Annotated in this window: 20 protein-coding genes; 18 read left to right on the top strand and 2 right to left on the bottom strand. The window is 38.4% G+C overall.

Features of this window, described 5'->3' with window-relative positions; genetic code table 11:
- The first annotated feature begins 37 nt into the window (after positions 1-37).
- From J0J36_RS06685 to der, 6 genes are all read left to right on the top strand, one after another.
- Positions 38-1,774 carry a ribonuclease J gene (locus J0J36_RS06685; RefSeq protein ID WP_003134229.1) on the top strand — a complete coding sequence of 579 codons (1,737 nt, stop codon included), beginning with the start codon at positions 38-40 and terminating at the stop codon, positions 1,772-1,774.
- A gap of 131 nt (positions 1,775-1,905) precedes the next feature.
- Positions 1,906-3,228, top strand: a complete 1,323-nt coding sequence (locus J0J36_RS06680) for a TrkH family potassium uptake protein (RefSeq protein WP_003134230.1) — start codon at positions 1,906-1,908, stop codon at positions 3,226-3,228.
- A gap of 1 nt (position 3,229) precedes the next feature.
- Positions 3,230-3,883 (top strand): TrkA family potassium uptake protein, encoded by a 654-nt coding sequence (locus J0J36_RS06675; RefSeq protein WP_003134231.1) that lies wholly within the window; start codon positions 3,230-3,232, stop codon positions 3,881-3,883.
- An 89-nt stretch (positions 3,884-3,972) separates the two neighbouring features.
- Positions 3,973-5,529 (top strand): signal recognition particle protein, encoded by a 1,557-nt coding sequence (gene ffh, locus J0J36_RS06670; RefSeq protein ID WP_003134232.1) that lies wholly within the window; start codon positions 3,973-3,975, stop codon positions 5,527-5,529.
- 118 nt (positions 5,530-5,647) lie between these two features.
- Positions 5,648-6,673 (top strand): AI-2E family transporter, encoded by a 1,026-nt coding sequence (locus J0J36_RS06665; RefSeq protein ID WP_003134234.1) that lies wholly within the window; start codon positions 5,648-5,650, stop codon positions 6,671-6,673.
- Between the two features lie 182 nt (positions 6,674-6,855).
- Positions 6,856-8,166 carry a ribosome biogenesis GTPase Der gene (gene der, locus J0J36_RS06660; protein ID WP_004256153.1) on the top strand — a complete coding sequence of 437 codons (1,311 nt, stop codon included), beginning with the start codon at positions 6,856-6,858 and terminating at the stop codon, positions 8,164-8,166.
- A gap of 65 nt (positions 8,167-8,231) precedes the next feature.
- Here the strand turns inward: der and J0J36_RS06655 are convergent, their stop codons facing one another.
- Together J0J36_RS06655 and J0J36_RS06650 are read right to left on the bottom strand one after the other, a co-directional pair.
- A complete protein-coding gene (locus J0J36_RS06655; RefSeq protein ID WP_004256157.1) occupies positions 8,232-8,930 on the bottom strand; it encodes an LrgB family protein in 699 nt (232 codons plus the stop codon).
- Positions 8,930-9,325 carry a CidA/LrgA family protein gene (locus J0J36_RS06650; protein WP_019291799.1) on the bottom strand — a complete coding sequence of 132 codons (396 nt, stop codon included), beginning with the start codon at positions 9,323-9,325 and terminating at the stop codon, positions 8,930-8,932. Before J0J36_RS06650 ends, J0J36_RS06655 begins: the two co-directional genes overlap by 1 nt.
- 231 nt (positions 9,326-9,556) lie before the next feature.
- On the opposite strand from J0J36_RS06650, the gene rimP reads away from it, so the two are divergent.
- The 12 genes from rimP to J0J36_RS06590 all read left to right on the top strand — a co-directional run bounded on the left by rimP (position 9,557) and on the right by J0J36_RS06590 (position 20,124).
- Positions 9,557-10,033 carry a ribosome maturation factor RimP gene (gene rimP, locus J0J36_RS06645; protein ID WP_019293047.1) on the top strand — a complete coding sequence of 159 codons (477 nt, stop codon included), beginning with the start codon at positions 9,557-9,559 and terminating at the stop codon, positions 10,031-10,033.
- Between the two features lie 91 nt (positions 10,034-10,124).
- On the top strand, positions 10,125-11,252 hold the full coding sequence (gene nusA, locus J0J36_RS06640; RefSeq protein WP_004256172.1) for a transcription termination factor NusA: 1,128 nt from the start codon (positions 10,125-10,127) through the stop codon (positions 11,250-11,252).
- Between the two features lie 4 nt (positions 11,253-11,256).
- The gene (gene rnpM, locus J0J36_RS06635) at positions 11,257-11,577 is read left to right on the top strand and encodes an RNase P modulator RnpM (RefSeq protein WP_153925198.1); all 321 of its coding nucleotides are present in this window, start codon (positions 11,257-11,259) and stop codon (positions 11,575-11,577) included.
- Between the two features lie 7 nt (positions 11,578-11,584).
- Complete coding sequence (locus J0J36_RS06630) at positions 11,585-11,890, top strand: YlxQ-related RNA-binding protein (RefSeq protein ID WP_004256177.1); 306 nt, start codon at positions 11,585-11,587, stop codon at positions 11,888-11,890.
- 18 nt (positions 11,891-11,908) lie between these two features.
- Positions 11,909-14,626: a translation initiation factor IF-2 gene (gene infB / locus J0J36_RS06625; RefSeq protein WP_153925194.1), complete on the top strand. Its 2,718-nt coding sequence runs from the start codon at positions 11,909-11,911 to the stop codon at positions 14,624-14,626.
- A gap of 42 nt (positions 14,627-14,668) precedes the next feature.
- On the top strand, positions 14,669-15,025 hold the full coding sequence (gene rbfA / locus J0J36_RS06620; RefSeq protein WP_003135548.1) for a 30S ribosome-binding factor RbfA: 357 nt from the start codon (positions 14,669-14,671) through the stop codon (positions 15,023-15,025).
- A 169-nt stretch (positions 15,026-15,194) separates the two neighbouring features.
- A complete protein-coding gene (locus J0J36_RS06615) occupies positions 15,195-16,127 on the top strand; it encodes a cation diffusion facilitator family transporter (protein WP_019291798.1) in 933 nt (310 codons plus the stop codon).
- Positions 16,128-16,196: 69 nt separating this feature from the next.
- Positions 16,197-16,370 (top strand): hypothetical protein, encoded by a 174-nt coding sequence (locus tag J0J36_RS06610; protein ID WP_153925191.1) that lies wholly within the window; start codon positions 16,197-16,199, stop codon positions 16,368-16,370.
- A gap of 172 nt (positions 16,371-16,542) precedes the next feature.
- On the top strand, positions 16,543-17,499 hold the full coding sequence (manA, locus tag J0J36_RS06605) for a mannose-6-phosphate isomerase, class I (protein ID WP_019335467.1): 957 nt from the start codon (positions 16,543-16,545) through the stop codon (positions 17,497-17,499).
- Positions 17,500-17,791: 292 nt separating this feature from the next.
- On the top strand, positions 17,792-17,965 hold the full coding sequence (locus tag J0J36_RS06600; protein WP_242520591.1) for a hypothetical protein: 174 nt from the start codon (positions 17,792-17,794) through the stop codon (positions 17,963-17,965).
- Complete coding sequence (locus tag J0J36_RS06595) at positions 17,955-18,176, top strand: hypothetical protein (protein ID WP_019291794.1); 222 nt, start codon at positions 17,955-17,957, stop codon at positions 18,174-18,176. The genes J0J36_RS06600 and J0J36_RS06595 overlap by 11 nt, the downstream gene beginning before the upstream one ends.
- A gap of 184 nt (positions 18,177-18,360) precedes the next feature.
- The gene (locus tag J0J36_RS06590; protein ID WP_153925188.1) at positions 18,361-20,124 is read left to right on the top strand and encodes an oleate hydratase; all 1,764 of its coding nucleotides are present in this window, start codon (positions 18,361-18,363) and stop codon (positions 20,122-20,124) included.
- Positions 20,125-20,268: the final 144 nt, after the last annotated feature.

The raw sequence follows: 20,268 nt of genomic DNA, 5'->3' as shown, positions 1-20,268 counted from the left end.
TTATTACGAAATAAGAAAGGTTTTAATTAATAAATAAATGGCAGATATAAAAATTACACCCTTAGGCGGTGTACGCGAATTTGGTAAAAATATGTACTTAGCAGAGGTGAACGAACAAATCTTCGTTCTCGATGCTGGTCTGAAATATGCGGACAGTGACATGTTAGGAATTGACTTTGTTATTCCAGACATTGACTATTTAGTTGAAAATGCTGATCGTGTTGCAGGGATTTTCTTGACGCATGGTCATGCCGATTCGATTGGCGCATTACCTTATATCGTTTCTGAATTACGTGTTCCTGTATTTGGGAGTGAGTTGACGATTGAACTTGCGAAGATTAATGTGCGCAATTATGATGGCAGCAAGAAGTTTAAGGATTTCCACGTGGTCAACGAAGAAACAGAAATTGATTTTGGTCAAGCTGTAATTTCCTTCTTTTCAACAACACATACAATTCCAGAATCAATGGGGATTGTCATTGGAACTGACTCCGGAAATATTGTTTATACAGGAGATTTCCGTTTTGATCCAGCAGTTGCGCTTGGCTATCGTACAAACATGCGACGCCTTGCTGAAATTGGAAGCAGTAAAGTCCTTGCTTTACTTTCAAGCTCACCAAATGCTTTGTCAACGGCTCAATCTGCAAGTGAACATGAAATCTACGAAAAAATATTTGATACAATTGATGAAGCACAAGGCCGTGTGATCATTGCTTGTAACGCAGGGAATCTCGGGCGCATCCAACAAGTCGTTGATGCAGCAATCAAGCTCGGACGCCATATCGTCTTTACTGGTCAAGATATGGACCAAATCGTCGAAACAGCAACACGTTTGAAGAAGTTGCAAATCGAAGATAAAAAAGCAATCATTAAACCAAATGAAATCAGTAAATATGCTGATAATGAGCTTGTCATCATTGAAACAGGACGTATGGGTGAACCCTTAAAAGTTCTCGGTGACATGGCGCACAAACGTCACAAATGGGTGAAAATCAAAGAAGGCGATGTAGCATTTGCTGTAACAACCCCTTCAGTAGCTTATGAAACATTAGTGGCACGCATTGAAAATGACGTTTATCGTGCAGGTGGTGTGATGAAGATGTTGGGTGGAGATTTAAAAGTTTCAGGTCATGCCAATGCGCGTGATTTGCAATTTATGATTGATATCTTACGACCTAAAAATCTTATCCCTATTCAAGGTGAATACCGTGAGTTACGTGCACATGCTGAATTAGCCATGGAAATGGGCATGCTTCCAGAGCACATCTTTATTGCGAAAAAAGGGGAATCTGTTTCATTCAACAAAAAAGACGAAATGATTCCTGCAGGTGTTGTACCAGCAGAAAACGTAATGATTGATGGTTCAGGTATTGGGGACATTGGTTCTGTCGTTTTACGAGACCGTAAAGTTTTGTCAGAAGACGGTATTTTCATTGCTGTTATCACTATCAGTAAGAGCGACCGTAAAATTATCAGTCAAACACGTGTACATACGCGTGGCTTTGTCTATGTCAAAACATCACGTGATTTGATGAAAGATGCAGGAAATTTGGTTAATGAAACCGTTGAAAAATATCTTGCAGGAACAACTTTCGATTGGTCAGAACTTAAGGGCGCTATTCGTGATGCTCTTGGTAAATTCCTCTACAACCAAACACGTCGTAAACCAGTTGTTCTTCCTGTCGTGATGGAAGCGCGTGCCCCACAAGAATTAACACGTCGTTACAAGAGCAACAAAAAGAAAGCAAATAAACCCACTGAAAAGTCTGAATAAGACTTCTAGGACAGGGTTTGTTCAAGAACGTTGAAAAATTATCATATAGTAAAGGCCTGTCTTTTGCTATATTTTTTTGATAATGGCAAGTTCCCAGGGCACAGAACTAGAGGAGAGTAAGCAAGCGACTTATGCAGAAAAATTTAAAAAAATTAACAGCTTTGCAGATTATTTTTATCGCCTTTTTGACTCTTGTCATTGTGGGCGGGACACTGTTGAGTTTACCGATTTCCTCCAAAACAGGACAATTTACTCATCCTGTCGATGCGCTCTTTACAGCTGTATCAGCAACCTGTGTTACAGGTTTAACCGTTATTGATACAAGCGCTCACTGGTCGCTTTTTGGTCAAGTTATCTTACTTTTATTGATTGAAATTGGTGGATTAGGATTTATGACTTTGGTTGTCAGTATCTTTTTATTGCTCAACCAGAAGATGTCGCTTAAGTCCCGCTTGATTATTCAAGAATCATACAGCCTATCTGATATTAGCTCGGGTGTTCGTGTTGTTATCAATGTTTTAATCATTTCTTTTCTTATTCAATTTTGCGGAAGTGTTCTCTTGTCCTTTGCTTTTGTGCCAAAGTTTGGATTGGTTAAAGGTTTATGGTACAGTGTGTTCCATGCTATTTCGGCTTATTGTAATGCCGGCTTTGATTTGTTTGGTAATTCGCTCATGCTTTATGAACATTCTCCTTATGTCTTAATGGTCATCGCCTCGATGATTGTATGCGGCAGTTTAGGTTTTATCGTTATGATGGACCTGCTTAACTACAAAAAGCAAAGAAAATTGTCTTTACATACACGTTTGGCATTGACAACAACAACTTTTCTCATCTTTGGTGGCATGATACTCTTTTTAATCTCTGATTTTGAAAGTGTAAGTAATAACCCAGCAATTTTTACCATGCAGAGTTTATTCTTATCGATTTCTCAGAGAACCGCGGGCTTTTCTATTCAAGAATACACTCTGTTTAGTCAGGCCAGTATCTTTTTGACAATTATGTTGATGATTATCGGTGGTACATCTGGGTCTACAGCAGGCGGTTTGAAGACGACAACAATCGGTGTTCTAGCACTCAATGTTCGTTCAATCATTAAACGTGACAAACATACAAGTTTTAAAAATAGAACTATTCCTCAAAGTGTTGTCAAACAAGCTTATGAGTCTGTTTTTCTTTATTTCTTTATGATGGTTATTGCAACTTTTGCCTTGCTCTTAACCAATCCAAAATTCCGTGTGGATCAGCTCTTGTTCGAAGTTATTTCTGCACTATCGACCGTGGGTTTAAGTATGGGAGTAACTCCAGGACTCAATATCCCAGGTAAAATTATCGTAGGAATTCTTATGTTTATCGGACGCGTTGGTGTCTTTACGATTATTTATTCTCTGAATGCCAAAGACAGTCATGAGTCGCTTTATAAATACCCTGAAGAAAAGGTAATGGTAGGTTAATATGAAATCATTTGTTGTTATAGGTCTGGGACGTTTTGGCTCAGCGGTTGCGAAAACGATCGCCGAAACGGAAGCAGATTTGCTCGTGATTGACCAGAACGAAGATCGTGTCAATCTTTTTAAGGATATGGTTCCTAATGCCATCATTGCCGATGCAAAAGATGAACGTGTCTTGGACGAGATAGGCATTCAAGATTTTGACGTTGCTATTGTAGCAATAGGTGAAGACATCCAGTCTTCTGTGCTAGTTACTATGCTGGCAAAAGATGCTGGAGTGCCTCAAGTAATAACCAAGGCTGTAGATAAAAATCATTATCGTCTTTTGGAAAAAATTGGCGCTGATCGTGTGGTTCTTCCTGAGGTAGAAATGGGACGTAAGATTGCCGAAAGTTTAATCTTTGAGAATATCAGTAATGTCGTGGACATTGCTGAGAATATTGAGTTCGCAGAAGTAAAAGTATGTTCACGTACAATGAATAATCGGGTTATTTCTGAAATTGATGATTTTAATCATTACGACTTAAACATCAGCTATGTTAAGCATATTAATGGAAAAGTTGAAATAGCCTCAGGAGACACTCGACTCATGATTGGGGATTCACTCTTTGTCATTGGTCGTCCTGAAGATATCCAAAAACTTTCTGAACAAAATTAGAATTTTTCCAACTTCTGGTGGATTTAAGCCTCGACAGAATATGGTATAATAAAACTATCTGAATAAAATAATAGAACTGGAATATAAATATGGCTTTTGAAAATTTAACTGAACGTTTGCAAAATGTCTTTAAAAATTTGCGTGGCAAAAAGAAAATTACAGAACAAGATGTAACAGAAATTACGAAAGAAATACGTGTGGCCCTTCTTGAAGCCGACGTTGCTCTTCCTGTAGTGAAAAAGTTTATCAAAGCAATCCGCGAACGTGCGATTGGGACGGAAGTCTCAGAAGCACTGAATCCTGCGCAACAAATTATTTCGATTGTTAACGAAGAATTGACTGCGATTTTGGGTGGCGGCGAAGCTGAGCTGCTCAAATCACCTAAAATTCCAACAATCATCATGATGGTTGGTTTGCAAGGGGCAGGTAAAACAACCTTTGCTGGTAAACTTGCTAAAAAACTTAAAGAAGAACAAAATGCACGCCCAATGATGATTGCGGCTGACGTTTATCGTCCAGCAGCGATTGATCAATTAAAAACATTAGGTGAACAGCTTGATATTCCTGTTTATGATGAAGGAACAGCCGAAAGTCCGGTAAATATTGTTAAAAACGGTCTTGCTCAAGCGCGTGAAGAGCGTAAAGACTATGTCTTGATTGATACGGCAGGTCGTCTCGAAATTGATGATAAACTCATGAACGAGTTGCAAGAGATTAAAGCTCTCGCACAACCAACGGAAATTCTGTTGGTTGTTGATGCCATGACAGGTCAAGTTGCTGCTCAAGTAGCAAAAACTTTTGATGAAAAATTAGATATTAGTGGTGTTATCATTACCAAACTTGATGGTGATACCCGTGGTGGTGCGGCTTTATCTATTCGAGAAATTACAGGTAAACCCATCAAATTTACTGGTACAGGTGAGAAACTGACCGACTTGGAAACTTTCTATCCTGATCGTATGAGCTCTCGTATCCTCGGTATGGGGGACATGTTGACCTTGATTGAAAAGGCTCAAGCGCAGTTTGATGAAGAGCAATCGATGAAGATGGCTGAAAAGATGGCGGAAAACCGTTTTGATTACAGCGACTTTGTGGAACAGCTTGACCAAGTGACAAACATGGGACCAATGGAAGACATTATGAAGATGATTCCAGGCATGTCACAAATGCCAGGAATTGAAAATGTTAAGGTTGATCCGAAAGACATTGCACGTAAACGTGCTATTGTGCTATCTATGACACCAGCTGAGCGTCAATTGGAAGTCGAACTTTCGCCCGCTCGTCGTCGACGTATTGCTGCTGGATCAGGAAATAGTTTTATCGAGGTTAACAAGTTCATCAAGCAATTCAATCAGTCTAAAGACATGATGCAAGGTATTATGAATGGCGACATGAATTCAATGATGCAGCAAATGATGGGCGGCGCTGGCGGTAAAATGCCAAACATGAAAAATATGCCTGGAGGTATGCCAGATATGTCCTCTCTAGGAGACTTGCAAGGTCTTATGGGAGGAGGAGCATCTTCCGGAACACCTGATATGAGCTCTATGTTCGGTGGTGGGCTCAAAGGTAAAGCTACACAATTTGCCATGAAACAAGCCATGAAACGGGCGCAGAAAAAAATGAAAAAAGGTAAAAAGAAATAAAATATAAAAGATACATCTTAAGATGTATCTTTTTGCATGCTAAACATGATATAATTTAGAAGCTTGAAAATGTGAAAATACAATTTTTTAATCTATAAAAATTGAAGGATGGGAATTAATGGAATACTACCAAAATTTTATAAAAAATGAAAAACTTAGAAGATGGGTCGTTTTGGCGTTTCTCATTGCTGTACTCTATTTTGTACGAAGCATTCTCCCACTGATGCTCTTGACTTTCGTCTTCAGCTACCTCGCCTATCGTTTTGTCAGCTTTATCGAGCGAAAAATTAAACTTCCTGGTAAAATAAGTGGTTTTATCCTATATGGTGTCATTCTTTTTTTAATCTACTTAGGCATTACGGAATATATTCCCGTATTGGTAAATCAGCTCACGCACCTCATCAATGCAGTAAGTAAGTTTTACCAGAACAACAGCAATGGCGAGAGTGCGCTGATGGATTCGATATATAATCTTTTTAAAGAATACAACTTGGCAGATAAACTGCAAAGCAGTTTGGGGACTTTGGTTGATTATGTAACCAGCTTTGGGAAAGGGTTACTCATTGTCGTTTTCGCCTTCTTAATGAGTTTCTTCTTCACTATTGATCGTAAAGAAACCAATAAATTTTCAGCTCTTTTCTTGGAAAGTGACTTTGCTTGGTTCTTTGAAGACGTCTATTATCTGGCAAGCAAATTCTTTACAGGCTTTGGTGTTGTCTTGGAAACGCAATTTATTATTGCTCTCGTTAATACCGCTTTGACACTTATTGCGTTAAGCTTCATGGGCTTTCCAGAGTTATTGAGTTTGGGCGTAATGATTTTCTTACTGAGCCTTGTTCCCGTTGCTGGTGTACTTGTCTCTTGTATTCCTTTATCCATCATCGGTTATTCTATCGGCGGGATTAGGGATGTCATCTTTGTGTTACTGATGGTTGCTTTAATCCATGCTCTTGAGTCTTATGTCCTCAACCCGCATCTGATGGCCCATAAGACAAAACTGCCTATGTTTTACACTTTCGTGATTCTTTTCTTAGGAGAACATTTCTTCGGTGTTTGGGGCCTTATCGTGGGAATTCCAATCTTTAACTTTGCCCTAGATCTTCTCGGTGTGAAGGAGATTCCCTTTAAAAAACTTAAAAAATAATCAAAAGTGAGCAAGAATTCCGGGCTCACTTTTAATCTGAAAAGGCAGAGCTATAAAAATAGCCAGTAAAATGTTATAATTACAATGCATACTTTTTCTCTTTTAGATGAAAAGAAGAAGATGAGGAATAAGAGAAGTAAACTTATTACTGATATTACTGATAAGAAAAGGATAAAAAATAAATGACACTACCTACAGTAGCCATTGTCGGCCGACCAAATGTCGGAAAATCGACGATTTTTAACCGTATTGCTGGAGAACGTATCTCAATTGTTGAAGATATTCCTGGAGTAACACGTGACCGTATTTATGCCACAGGCGAATGGTTGAACAAAAAATTCTCGCTTATTGATACCGGAGGGATTGAACTTTCGGATGAGCCCTTCATGACACAGATCCGTGCCCAAGCAGAGATAGCGATGGAAGAAGCGGATGTTATCGTAGCTGTTGTGGATGGAGAAACAGGAATTACTGATGCTGATGAACATGTAGCACAAATTCTCTACCGTACAGATAAACCAGTTATCCTCGTTGTCAATAAAGTAGATAACCCGGAGCGCCGAATGGAAATCTTCGACTTCTATTCACTTGGTCTGGGAGAACCTTATCCTGTATCCGCTGTACACGGCTTAGGGACAGGGGACGTTCTTGATGCAATCATTGAAAACCTGCCAACAGAAACAGAAGAAGAAAATCCAGATGTCATCAAATTTAGTTTGATTGGTCGTCCAAACGTTGGTAAATCAAGTTTGATTAACGCTATTCTCGGAGAAGATCGTGTCATTGCCAGCCCTGTCGCAGGTACGACACGTGATGCGATTGATACAAGCTTTACTGATGCAGAAGGGCAAGAATTCCTCATGATTGATACAGCAGGGATGCGTAAATCTGGGAAAATCTACGAAAATACAGAAAAATATTCTGTAATGCGTGCTATGCGTGCTATTGATCGGAGCGACATTGTGCTTATGGTCATCAATGCAGAAGAGGGAATTCGTGAATACGATATGCGGATTGCTGGCTTCGCTCATGATGCAGGTAAGGGAATTCTTCTCGTAGTAAACAAGTGGGATACACTTGAAAAAGACAATTACACTATGAAAAAATTCGAAGACGATATTCGTTGGAAATTTAAATTCCTTGATTATGCACCGATTGTTTATGTTTCGGCTAAAACAGGTCAACGTCTTCATAAGCTTCCAGATATGATTAAGGAAATTCATCATTCACAAAACCTTCGTATTTCAAGTTCTGTCTTGAATGATGTTATTATGGATGCAGTAGCAATTAATCCAACACCGACAGATAAAGGGAAACGTTTGAAGATTTTCTATGCAACCCAAGTTGCTGTTAAACCACCAACATTTGTGGTCTTCGTTAATGAAGAAGAACTGATGCATTTCTCTTATATGCGCTTCTTAGAAAATCAAATCCGTAAAGCCTTTGTCTTTGAAGGTACACCAATTCATTTGATTGCACGTAAACGTAAATAATAAAAAGCTTGAAGTTAATCTTCAAGCTTTTTATTATAACTGGTTAGAATTTCAGACAGTTAGGCTCAATAGCCCAGAATAATATGTGCCACTAAAGGTGCAAAAATCACGTACATAATCCCGGTTACGCCAATCGCTAAAGCTCCCATGGCGCCTTGAACTTTTCCTAGTTCAATAGCAGTTCCTGTACCAACGGCATGTCCAGTGCCGCCGAGCACCACACCTTGGGCCACAGGGTCTTTAATTTTAAAAAGTTTCATCAATGGCACGCCAAGGACACTGGTCAAGATTCCGGTAGCCACGACCACGACAACCGTAATCGTTGTCACACCTTGCATTTTTTCTGTGATACCAATAGCCATCGCAGTAGTTACAGATTTTGGGAAAAGGGACAATGAAGCTAATTTTGATAAACCGAAAAATTTTAACAATAAGGCCGTAATAACTGTATTAATAAGAGCAGCAGCAGCGATACTGATTAAAATTGATCTTGCATGATGCTTCATGAGCTGGAAGGTTTTATACAAAGGAATACCTAAGGCAACAGTTGAAGGACCAATCAAGTCGTTTAATATCGCGCCTCCTTTGTAATAATTCTCATAAGGTATTTTAGCTACAACCAAAATCAAAATAATAACGAGGGTTGCAAAAAGTAAGGGATTCGTCCAAGGCTTACGTATATTTTCATTGATACGTACACCAATAATAAATATTAAAATAGTAAGTGTTAGACCAAACAGCGGGCTAGAAGTAATGGCATCCATCAGTTTACCTCTCTTTTATTTTTTAACAATTCTGGTTCGAGGTAATCTCCTTCATATTTGACTTTAATAAATTGAACCAAATGACCTAAAACAAAGACATTCACAATAAGAGCAAGAAGAACAATCAAAGCTATTTGCCACCAAAAATCGGAAATCAAGGACCATTTGGCCATGATTCCCACACCAGCAGGTAAAAATAAAATCGTCATGTTATTGATTAAGAAACTCCCAACCTCATCTACATCAGTGAATTTTAAAACTTTAAATTGCAACGCAAGGAATAAAAAAATCATTCCTAAAATACTCCCGGGAACAGGAAGATGCAAACTGTTTGACAGCGTATCTCCTACGAAAGAAAAACCAAAAATAATAAGTAACTGAAAATAAATTTTCATAAACATCTCCTATAAATTACACTCTTTTTATCATAGCCCTTTAATGCTAGATTTTCAAGAATTTTCAAAGAAATTTTATGTGCGAGTTAGGAAGTTTAAACGGTACACCCTGCGTAATCATGCCTCTTGACAAACCGCAAAAATGTGCTATAATAGTCTTAAATAAAAAACTACTAGAAAGGAGCGTTCGTGAGGACGCTCCTTCTGTGTTGTTTTCTGAAAGGAGAAGAGATGTCAGAAACACTTGTAAAAACAGTAGAAGATTTCATCTTGCCTCACCTACCAGAAGAGTTTGAATTGATTGATGTTGAGTGGGAAAAACTTGGCGGAGATATGGTTTTGCGACTTTTGGTGGATAAGGCAGATGGCATTACGATTCAAGACACAGCCGATTTAAGTGAAATTCTTTCACCTTTGCTAGACACAATTTCGCCAGATCCATTTCCAACCGAAGGTTATATGCTTGAAGTTGCAAGCCCTGGTGCAGAACGTCCGCTTAAAAAAGCTGAACATTTTCAAAGTGCCATTGGTGAGTACATTCTTGTAAAACTTTATCAAAAAATTGAAGGCGAAAAAGAATTTGTTGGAGATTTGGTGAAGTTTGAGGACAACACCTTAACTGTAGAATATATGGATAAAGCCCGTAAGAAAACAGTTGAAATTCCAGCAGATAAGATTTCAAAAGCAACAACTTTAGTGAAGTTGTAAGAAATTCTAAATGCTCTGAGAGTAAGTCTCTCAACCGAAATAATAAAAAGAAAATATTTTCCAAAAAACTCAAGAAAGAGGAAAAAACAAAATGAGCAAGGAAATGCTTAACGCCTTTACAATGCTAGAAGAAGAAAAAGGCATTAAACAAGAGATTGTTATCGAAGCAATTGAGCAAGCAATCACAGCTGCTTACAAGCGCCAATATGGTCAAGCACAAAATGTGAAAGTTATTTTCGATGAGAAAAAAGGAAACTTCAATGTTTACTCAACACGTGAAATTGTGGATGAAGTCTTTGATAGCCGTCTTGAAATCTCACTTGAAGATGCCCAAGAATTAAACCCGCATTATGAAATTGGCGACAAAATCATGTTTGAAGAAAAACCAAAAGATTTTGCACGTACAGCGGCGGGAGCAGCTAAACAAGTTATCATGCAAAAAATGCGTGAAGAAGAACGTACAATCATTTACAATGAATACAGCCGTTATAAAGATGAAATCATCATGGGTACCGTTGAAAAAGTTGATGCGCGTGCAGTTTACGTTAACTTGGGCCGTGTGGATGCACTTTTGACAGCCAAAGACCGTATCAGTCAAGAAAATTATCACGTTGGTGACAAAGTGAAAGTTTATGTGACTGACGTACTTTTGACACCAAAAGGGACACGTGTCTTCATCAGCCGTACAGCGCCAGATATGCTTAAACGTATGTTTGAAAAAGAAATCCCTGAAGTTTACGATGGAACAGTAGAAATCAAATCTGTTGCGCGTGATGCAGGTGATCGTGCGAAAGTCATTGTCGAAAGTCATGATGAAAACGTCGATGCTATCGGTACAATGGTTGGTGCAAAAGGTGCACGTATTCAAGGTATTATCCGTGAGCTTGCTGGTGAAAAGATGGATATCATCGAATATAATGCCGACAAAGCAACCTTGATTGCCAACGCACTTAAACCAGCTCGTATCGAGCAAGTGGCTATCCGTGAAGACGGTTCAGCAATTGCAGTCGTTGCTCAAGATCAATTATCCTTAGCAATCGGTAAACGTGGACAAAATGTACGTCTTGCTGCACACGTTACAAACTGTAAGATTGATATCAAGTCCGAAGAAGATTTCCAAAAGGAAATGGCGGAGCTTGATGCACTTGTTGAAGAAGTAGATGAAATTGTAGAAGAAGTTGCTGAAACTGTTTCAGAAGAAGCAACAACTGAAGAATAGGCCTATGAAACAAAAAAAGACTCCCATGAGAAAGTCTTTAGTTTCTGGTGAGCAAATCGCTAAACGTGATCTTTTACGTATTGCTTTTAACAAAGAGGGGCAAATCTCCATTGACCCGACAGGTAAGGCACATGGCCGTGGTGCTTATATTGCCTTATCAAATGAAGAAGCACAGCTCGCTAAGAAGAGACATGTCTTTGATCGTACTTTCAGTACAAAAATCTCAGACGAATTTTATGACGAACTGATCAGTTATGTTGAACACCAAGTTGCACGCCGTGAATTAGCAGAAGCTACTTATTCGGCAGACTTGGCACCGGACTAAGACTAATATGAATAATACAAAAAAAGTATTGAATTTACTCGGTCTTGCTAAACGTGCAGGAAAAGTCATCACAGGGGAAGAACTTGTGGTTAAAGCCATTCAAAATGGCAAAGCCAGTTTAGTTTTTGTTGCCCATGATGCGTCAGAGAATTTGATCAAAAAAATCACCGATAAATCGAGTTACTATGAGGTAAGCGTCTTACAAACGTTCTCAGTAAATGAACTTTCAGTAGCAATTGGTGCTAATCGAAAAGTGTTAGCCATTGCTGATGATGGATTTGCAAAGAAAATGGAGAGCCTTATGACTAACTAAAAAATAAGGAGGACAACATTGTCTGATAAAAAACGAATTAATCAAATCGCAAAAGAAACAGGATTGAAAAATGCTGATCTTGTGTCAGCTGCACAAGAATTGGGCTTGGCTGTTAAAGCTCACTCAAGTTCAGTCACAGATGCTGAAGCAGAAAAAATCATTGCACGTGTGAAATCAGGAACTACTGCAACAGAAAAAACAGCTGCTCCAGCAAAAGATACCCAGTCAAAAGCGAAAACATCAAAGAAAAAAGATGACGCGCCACGCACCTTTGCAGGAAAAGCAGTGGTTGAAGATCCTGCCATCTTGGCACGTATTAAAGCTAAAGAAGAAGCAGAAAAAGCCGCAAAGGTTGAAGCTGAAGTAAAGGCTGAACCAAAAGTGGAAGAAGTTAAAACAGTAAAACAAGAAAAAACAGCGCCAAAAGTAGAGAAGAAATCAGAAGCTCCAGCTCCAGCAGCGAAAAAGCAAGAAGAAAAAACTACTGAGCCAGTGAAAGAAGAACCTAAAAAAGCATTGGATAAAAAACCAAGGATTCAAATCAAAGTCGTAAAACGCGCAGAAGATATCAAAAAAGAAGCAGCGAAAAAAGATGCTGCTCGTCAAGAACGTCGTCAAAATGATCGCCGTAACAATGACAATCGTCGCGGTGGACAAGGTCGCAATCAAAATGACAATCGTCGCAATAATGATAACCAAAATCGTGGCGGCAATAAATTTGAGAGTAAACCCTCAACAGAAGTATTTACAGCACCTGCTACTTCCGGTAAAAACAATAACCGCCGTGATCGTGACCGCAAGAAAAACGAACACGACAAATCTTCAGATGGTCGTCGCCCAGGCGGACCATTGCGTGTAAATGATAACCGTAATCAAGTACGTAATGCACGTAACTCAAACTGGAATCAAAAAGGTCGCCGTGGAGGTAAAAACCAACAATCTGCCGCACCAGTATCTACTCGTAAATATCATGAATTACCAGAATCAGTGGAATATGCTGAAGGCATGAACGTTCAAGATATTGCAAAAGCAATCAAACGTGAACCAGCTGAGATCATCAAAAAACTTTTCATGATGGGAACAATGGTTAATCAAAACCAATCTCTTGATGAAGATACTTTGGAATTAATCCTTATGGATTATGGTATTACTCCAGTTAAAAAAGTGGAAGAAGACCAATCTGATATTGAACGTCTTTTCGTTGAAGAAGATTACCTTAACGAAGAAAACATGGTAGAACGTCCAGCTGTTGTTACAATCATGGGTCACGTTGACCATGGTAAAACAACCTTGCTTGACCGTTTCCGTGAATCTCGTGTCACTGAAGGTGAAGCTGGTGGTATCACACAACATATCGGTGCTTATCAAATCAAAACTGGAGATAAGAAAATCACTTTCTTGGACACACCAGGGCACGAAGCATTCACAAGCATGCGTGCACGTGGTGCCTCAGTAACCGATATTACAATCTTGGTTGTTGCCGCTGATGATGGTGTTATGCCACAAACGATTGAAGCTATCAATCACTCAAAAGCTGCTGGTGTACCAATCATCGTTGCCATTAACAAAATTGATAAACCAGGTGCAAACCCACAGCGTGTAATTCAAGAATTAGCTGAACACGGTGTTATGTCACAAGCTTGGGGCGGTGAATCTGAATTTGTTGAAATCTCAGCTAAATTCAATCAAAATCTTGATGCTCTTTTGGAAACTGTTTTGCTTGTTGCTGAAATGCAAGAACTTAAAGCAGACCCAACTGTCCGTGCTATTGGTACAGTTGTTGAAGCACGTCTTGACCAAGGACGTGGTGCTATTGCCACACTCTTGGTACAACAAGGTACACTTCACGTTCAAGACCCAATCGTTGTTGGTAACACATATGGTCGTGTACGTACGATGACAAATGACTTGGGTCGTCGTATTAAAGAAGCTTTGCCATCAACACCAGTCGAATTGACAGGTCTCTCTGATGTGCCTCAAGCTGGTGATCATTTCGCCGTCTTTGAAGATGAAAAATCTGCACGTGCAGCTGGTGAAGAACGTGCCAAACGTGCCCAATTGATTAAACGTCAAAGCACTCGCCGTGTAAGTCTTGATAACCTCTTTGATACACTTAAAGAAGGTCAAGTTAAAACAGTTAACATCATCATCAAGGCTGATGTACAAGGTACAGCTGAAGCGATGGCTGCTTCCTTACAAAAAATTGATGTTGAAGGTGTAAAAGTTGATATCGTTCACGCGGCAGTTGGTGCGATTAGTGAATCAGACGTTTCATTAGCAGCAGCTTCAAATGCGATTATTATCGGTTTCAATGTTCGTCCAACGGGACTTGCACGTGAGCAAGCGGAACATGAAGATGTAGATATTCGTCTTCACAGCATCATCTATAAAGTTATTGAAGAAATCGAAACAGCCATGCGTGGTATGCTGGATCCAGAATACAAAGAAGAAATTATCGGTGAAGCGATTGTCCGTGAAACATTCAACGTTTCTAAAGTTGGTACAATTGCCGGATTTATGGTTATCCGTGGTAAAGTTCAACGTGATGCCAGCGTTCGAGTTATTCGTGACGGTGTAGTTATCCATGATGGAGCTATCGCTAGCTTGAAACATTACAAAGATGATGTTAAAGAAGTCGGTAATGCCCAAGAAGGTGGTTTGATGGTAGAAAACTACAACGACATTCTTGTTGACGATACATTTGAAGTTTATAAAATGGTTGAAATCAAGCGTTAAAATTTAAAATGTTTGAGGAAAAAATAAAAAAGGAGAATGATTATGGGCACTTCCTTCCGCAGTGACCGTGTGGCTGTCGAAATCCAACGTGAAATCAATGATATTTTGCGTCATAAGATTCGAGATCCCCGCGTTCAAGATGTGAATATTACAGATGTTCAAGTGACAGGTGATTTGAGTCAAGCAACAGTTTATTACAGCTTGCTGTCTAACCTTGCCAGTGACAATGAAAAAGCTAAAAAAGGTCTGGAAAAAGCCACAGGTCTTGTTAAACGTGAGTTAGCACAACGTATGACCATGTATCGTATCCCGGATTTGAAGTTTGCCAAAGATGAATCTGTCGAATATGGTTCAAAAATCGATGAACTTCTCCGTAATTTGGATAAACCAGAATATTAATAAAAAAAATAAGCACTCATCATTGAGGCTTATTTTTTTATATATAGTCTGCAAAAATGAGGGGACTGTGCTATAATACTCATGGCAAAATGCTAAAAGTCACACTTGTATGTGCAAAGCAGGTTATTGTGTTAAAATCTAAATAAAAAGTATAATGAGGAAAAATATTATGGCAGAAAAAGAACATACTGGCATGGGATCCGTGATCGCAGCCCTTGGTGCCAATGTACTAGTGGCAATAAGTAAGTTTGTAGGTTATGCCTTAAGTGGTAGTGCGGCAATGCTCAACGAAAGTATACACAGTTTAGTTGACTGTGGAAATCAAGTTTTGTTGCTTTTTGGTGATAAGCGTGCCAAAAGAGCACAAAGCCAGGTCCATCCTTTTGGAGAAGCGCGTGCAAAATACTTTTTTAGCATGTTGGTCGCTACTTTCCTGTTTTTTGGTGGTGGCGTTATTGGTGTAATGGAGGCTTATGACAAGCTGGTCCACCCTGCTCATGAGGTCAATAATCCTTTGCTTCTGATTGCTATCTTACTCTTTGGCATGATTATAGAGGGCAGTTCACTTCGCGTTGCTTTTAAAGAAATTAAAGAGCTCAATACCGAAAAATTACCCTTGTTTAGATTTTTGCATGAGAGTCGACACAGTGAGATTTTAGTTATCTTTGCGGAGGATTTCTGTGCCATTATTGGTTTAATGTTAGCCCTTGGAGGAACAGTCCTCACTTTTCTTACAGGAAACCCCATGTATGATGCTCTGTCCGGAATCTTGATTGGTTTATTGCTCATGGCAGCAGCAGTCTTTTTGGTGCGAGAGTTCTATAGTTTAATTGTTGGTGAAAGTGTCACTGCTTCAGATTTAGAAAAAATAACACGTAGCTTTATTCGTGAAACAGTTAAACAGTTGATTGATATCAAGACAATCCACATCGGTCCAACTGAGATTCTAATTGCGGCAAAGATTGATATTCCAGCAGAGTATGAAGCACAAAGCTATGAAATTATTAATGCAATCGAAAAAGATATTCGAAAAGCACTGCCGGACAAAAAGTCTTACATATATATCGAAGTCGATGAATTTGATAATAATTATCAGCATTAAAGCGAGTAATTATCAATAAATTGGAGACTAACGATTGCGTTTTTATAATTTATCTGATATATTATGTTTATGAAACAACACTGGATGGACAAAATTGCAGATAAATTATATATTGATGGTGTTCATCCATTGGTTATCTTGATGGTGTGGGAAATTGCTTTGATTGCAATTTTATTTGTGATTATTGCATTATTTGTTGCTGAAATACCGAATGTTTTATCTCATATAAATTTTAAATACTGACTGTCACTAAAAAGCGATTTTATGAAAAGAAGATTGATACAAGATAAAAGAGCGAATCCTTAGAGGAAGCTTTTTTATTTTATAAAAATACAAAAAGATTGCTTGTACAGGAAAAATAAACCGCTTTTGTGCTATAATGAACGAAGTATTATTAAACAAATGAGGAGAAAAAATGTCAATAGAACCATTATTTTTAGATTCCGTATTGCAAGAAAAACTCTGGGGTGGTGATCACCTTAAATCTTTTGGCTATGAATTACCATCTGATAAAATCGGTGAATACTGGGCAATTTCAGCTCATCCACATGGTGTTTCAACAATTAAAAATGGAAAATTCGCTGGACAAAAATTAGACAAGGTATTTGACCAACACCGTGAGCTTTTCGGCAATACGAAAGAAGAAGTATTTCCTCTCTTAACAAAAATCTTGGACGCCAATGACTGGCTTTCAGTGCAAGTTCATCCAAATGATGAATACGGCATGAAGCATGAAGGCGAGCTTGGTAAAACAGAATGTTGGTATATCATTTCAGCAGAAGAAGGTTCTGAGATTATTTATGGACATAATGCAAAATCACGTGAAGAACTTGCAGAAATGATTAATTCTGGAGACTGGGATCACTTACTACGCAAAGTTAAAGTCAAAGCAGGTGATTTCTTCCATGTACCTGCAGGAACAATGCATGCAATTGGTGCGGGCATTGTTATTCTGGAAACGCAACAATCAAGCGACACAACTTACCGTGTATATGATTTCGACCGTAAGGATGACCAAGGCAATCTTCGTGAATTACACATACAACAATCAATTGATGTGCTTCACATACCAGGGGATCAAACACCAGAAAATAAAGTCCAAGTTGTTAAAGAAGAAAATGCAGACTTAACAACTTTGGTAAAATCAGAGTTCTTTGACGTTTATAAATGGTCAATTCACGGTACACAAGACTTTGAAGCTACAGCAGACTATATGCTCGTGTCTATTCTTGAAGGAAAAGGACAACTTACGGTGGCTGATAAAACGTATGCATTATCGAAAGGCGACCACTTCATCCTCCCTACAGGGATTGAGCAATGGCAACTTTCAGGTAATATGGAAATTATTGCTAGCAATCCAGTAGCACATTAAGCATAAAAAAGCGCCTCCTTAGGGTGTTTTTTTGTTTTAAAATTTATTAGTTTGGTCTTCAAATAAAGTGAGCCAAAAACGGCTCATTAAATTAATAGAATAGTATATAAAATTCAGTTTGACTTAAGATAAGCTTGTTAACCTTTTATTAATCAAATAAAAAGGCCTTTGATGAAAGGAGAGTAAAACTTTAAAAAGGAAACTGCAAATAAAGTGTGCTGGATGAAGTGCTTCAGCGTTAGATCAAGAAAGGGAAAATCTTATGGAGAAGAAATTGAAAAAATTTATAATTATGAGTATTTCAGGTTTAACTTTATTATCGGCATCAATGCCATCAGCCGTTGGTATGGTTCAAGCGAGTAATGTGAATGTAGAGCAAGAACCAGATTCAAAAGCGTTGGAGTTTACCTTGCACGAGTATCTCTTTCTCGAACAGTATCTATCCCATAGAGCTTATGAAAAATAATAAAGAGCGTGCTTATTACGTCTTTATATTTGTGGTGAATTTCTCTGTCTTGCTTTTATTTTCTGAATGGATAACACTTAGAGAGATTTTTCTTCTCTTCTTTGTCTCTATTCTCATACATGCTTTGGCAATCTATCATGCTAAAAAGAGACAAAAACTTAGAGCATTACATCGTGCAAAAAATAAAGAGAAAACACAGAAAAGATTTTAGTAAAAAGGTAATATACAGGGTGAAATGAAGCAAGTGGTATCAAGATAAGGAGCTGGTTTTTGTTTGAGTTTCTTTTTTACTCAAAAAATATAGACTTGTCCAAAAGAGCCAGAAGAAATTTGAAATCGCTCTCTTTTAAGAATATAATCAAATTATAAGAACAATTAGAAAAGAGGGATTGAATATGCGTTATACAAACGGAAATTATGAAGCTTTTGTTCGACCAAGAAAACCACAAGAGGCTGACAAAAAGTCTGCCTATATTGTCGGGGCAGGTCTTGCAGGACTAGCTGCGGCTGTCTTTCTGATCAGAGATGGCCAAGTCCCAGGGAATCGTATTCATATCTTAGAAGAACTTTCTCTTTCAGGTGGTTCTTTAGACGGTTCCTTTATTCCCCATGATGGTTTTGTGATTCGTGGGGGACGCGAAATGGAAAACCATTTTGAGTGTCTTTGGGATCTTTTTCATTCTATTCCAAGTCTGGAAGTAGAAAATGCTTCAGTTTTAGATGAATTTTACTATTTAGATAAGGATGATCCTAACTCTTCTAATTGTCGCATTATTGCGAATCGTGGTGAACGTGTTGCTGATGATGGACAATTTACCTTAAGTCGACAAGCTCAAGATGAAATCGTGAAGCTTTTCATGGCACAGGAAGAAAGTTTGGTAGGCAAAAAAATTGAAGATGTTTTCAGTGAAGAATTTTTTGAATCAAACTTTTGGCTTTACTGGTGCTCAATGTTTGCTTTTGAAAAATGGCACTCAGCGATTGAAATGCGACGCTACATTATGCGATTTATTCATCACATCAAAGGGTTACCAGACTTCACAGCACTAAAATTTACAAAGTATAATCAATACGAATCTTTAGTAAAACCCTTGCTTGCCTTTTTGAAAGACCATGGTGTAATCTTCCAATATGAAGCACAAGTTGAAAATATTGAAGTAGATTTTTCGAACAACAAAAAAGTAGCTAAGAAAATTATATTTGCAGATGGAAAAGTACAAGACTTGACGGAAGTTGACCTTGTTTTTGTGACGAATGGTTCAATTACTGAAAGTTCAACACAAGGAAGTCCAACAGAAGCAGCTCCAATTACAAAAGATTTAGGTGGCTCTTGGAAACTATGGAAAAATCTGGCTGCGCAGTCATCCGAATTTGGGAAACCAGAAGTCTTTTATGACAACTTGCCTGATGAAAGTTGGTTTGTATCGGCGACCGTGACTTGGAAGAATCTCAAAATTCAACCTTATTTTGAAAAATTAACCCACCGTGAATTACGTTCAGGTAAAGTTGTGACAGGCGGAATTATCACTATTAAGGATTCAAACTGGCTGATGAGTTTCACTACCCATCGTCAACCTCATTTTAAGGAACAAAAAGATGGTGAAACTGTGACATGGGTTTATGGTCTCTTGTCTAATACACCAGGGAACTATATTAAAAAACCAATTGAGAAATGTACCGGTGAGGAAATAACACAAGAGCTCCTTTATCATTTGGGTATGCCTGAAGCAGAAATAGAGGAATTTGTTAAAGAAAATACTAATACGATTCCAGTTTATATGCCCTTTATTACCTCTTACTTTATGTTACGTGAGCCAGGGGATCGTCCTCAAGTGATTCCGGAAAATTCTGTGAATCTTGCCTTTATTGGGAATTTTGCTGAGACAGAGAGAGATACGGTCTTCACAACCGAGTATTCGGTACGTACCGCGATGGAAGCTGTTTATCAATTTCTAAATGTAGAGCGTGGTGTCCCTGAAGTTTTTGCTTCGGCTTACGACTTGCGCACACTAGCTCGTTCGGTTTATTATCTTTCAGACAAAAAGAAATTGATGGAAATGGATTTGCCTCTTTTGAAAAAAGAATCTTTGAAGTTTGGTTTGAAGAAGATAAAAGGTACCTATCTTGAAGATATCCTTAAAGATGCAGGACTACTTTAAAAGAAGTAAAAGTGTATTTCTGTTTCAGTTTATTTTGACTTGAGCTTCTTTTAAGGAGCAAACAGTATAATACATTTATTCCAATAAAATTTTTTCATAAAACTCCTACTCTTCCATGTCATGTGGAAGAGTTTTTTAATTATT

The sequence above is a fragment of the Lactococcus sp. LG1074 genome (assembly GCF_017309525.1).
Classification (GTDB): Bacteria; Bacillota; Bacilli; order Lactobacillales; family Streptococcaceae; genus Lactococcus; species Lactococcus petauri.
This window is presented reverse-complemented; position numbering and strand designations above follow the sequence as displayed.

Bases quoted from the DNA above. Each gene is read 5' to 3' on its own strand.
- J0J36_RS06685 (WP_003134229.1), top strand. From the start codon at position 38: ATGGCAGATATAAAAATTACACCCTTAGGCGGTGTACGCGAATTTGGT.
- J0J36_RS06680 (WP_003134230.1), top strand. From the start codon at position 1,906: ATGCAGAAAAATTTAAAAAAATTAACAGCTTTGCAGATTATTTTTATC.
- J0J36_RS06675 (WP_003134231.1), top strand. From the start codon at position 3,230: ATGAAATCATTTGTTGTTATAGGTCTGGGACGTTTTGGCTCAGCGGTT.
- ffh (WP_003134232.1), top strand. From the start codon at position 3,973: ATGGCTTTTGAAAATTTAACTGAACGTTTGCAAAATGTCTTTAAAAAT.
- J0J36_RS06665 (WP_003134234.1), top strand. From the start codon at position 5,648: ATGGAATACTACCAAAATTTTATAAAAAATGAAAAACTTAGAAGATGG.
- der (WP_004256153.1), top strand. From the start codon at position 6,856: ATGACACTACCTACAGTAGCCATTGTCGGCCGACCAAATGTCGGAAAA.
- J0J36_RS06655 (WP_004256157.1), bottom strand. From the start codon at position 8,930: ATGGATGCCATTACTTCTAGCCCGCTGTTTGGTCTAACACTTACTATT.
- J0J36_RS06650 (WP_019291799.1), bottom strand. From the start codon at position 9,325: ATGAAAATTTATTTTCAGTTACTTATTATTTTTGGTTTTTCTTTCGTA.
- rimP (WP_019293047.1), top strand. From the start codon at position 9,557: ATGTCAGAAACACTTGTAAAAACAGTAGAAGATTTCATCTTGCCTCAC.
- nusA (WP_004256172.1), top strand. From the start codon at position 10,125: ATGAGCAAGGAAATGCTTAACGCCTTTACAATGCTAGAAGAAGAAAAA.
- rnpM (WP_153925198.1), top strand. From the start codon at position 11,257: ATGAAACAAAAAAAGACTCCCATGAGAAAGTCTTTAGTTTCTGGTGAG.
- J0J36_RS06630 (WP_004256177.1), top strand. From the start codon at position 11,585: ATGAATAATACAAAAAAAGTATTGAATTTACTCGGTCTTGCTAAACGT.
- rbfA (WP_003135548.1), top strand. From the start codon at position 14,669: ATGGGCACTTCCTTCCGCAGTGACCGTGTGGCTGTCGAAATCCAACGT.
- J0J36_RS06615 (WP_019291798.1), top strand. From the start codon at position 15,195: ATGGCAGAAAAAGAACATACTGGCATGGGATCCGTGATCGCAGCCCTT.
- J0J36_RS06610 (WP_153925191.1), top strand. From the start codon at position 16,197: ATGAAACAACACTGGATGGACAAAATTGCAGATAAATTATATATTGAT.
- manA (WP_019335467.1), top strand. From the start codon at position 16,543: ATGTCAATAGAACCATTATTTTTAGATTCCGTATTGCAAGAAAAACTC.
- J0J36_RS06600 (WP_242520591.1), top strand. From the start codon at position 17,792: ATGAGTATTTCAGGTTTAACTTTATTATCGGCATCAATGCCATCAGCC.
- J0J36_RS06595 (WP_019291794.1), top strand. From the start codon at position 17,955: ATGAAAAATAATAAAGAGCGTGCTTATTACGTCTTTATATTTGTGGTG.
- J0J36_RS06590 (WP_153925188.1), top strand. From the start codon at position 18,361: ATGCGTTATACAAACGGAAATTATGAAGCTTTTGTTCGACCAAGAAAA.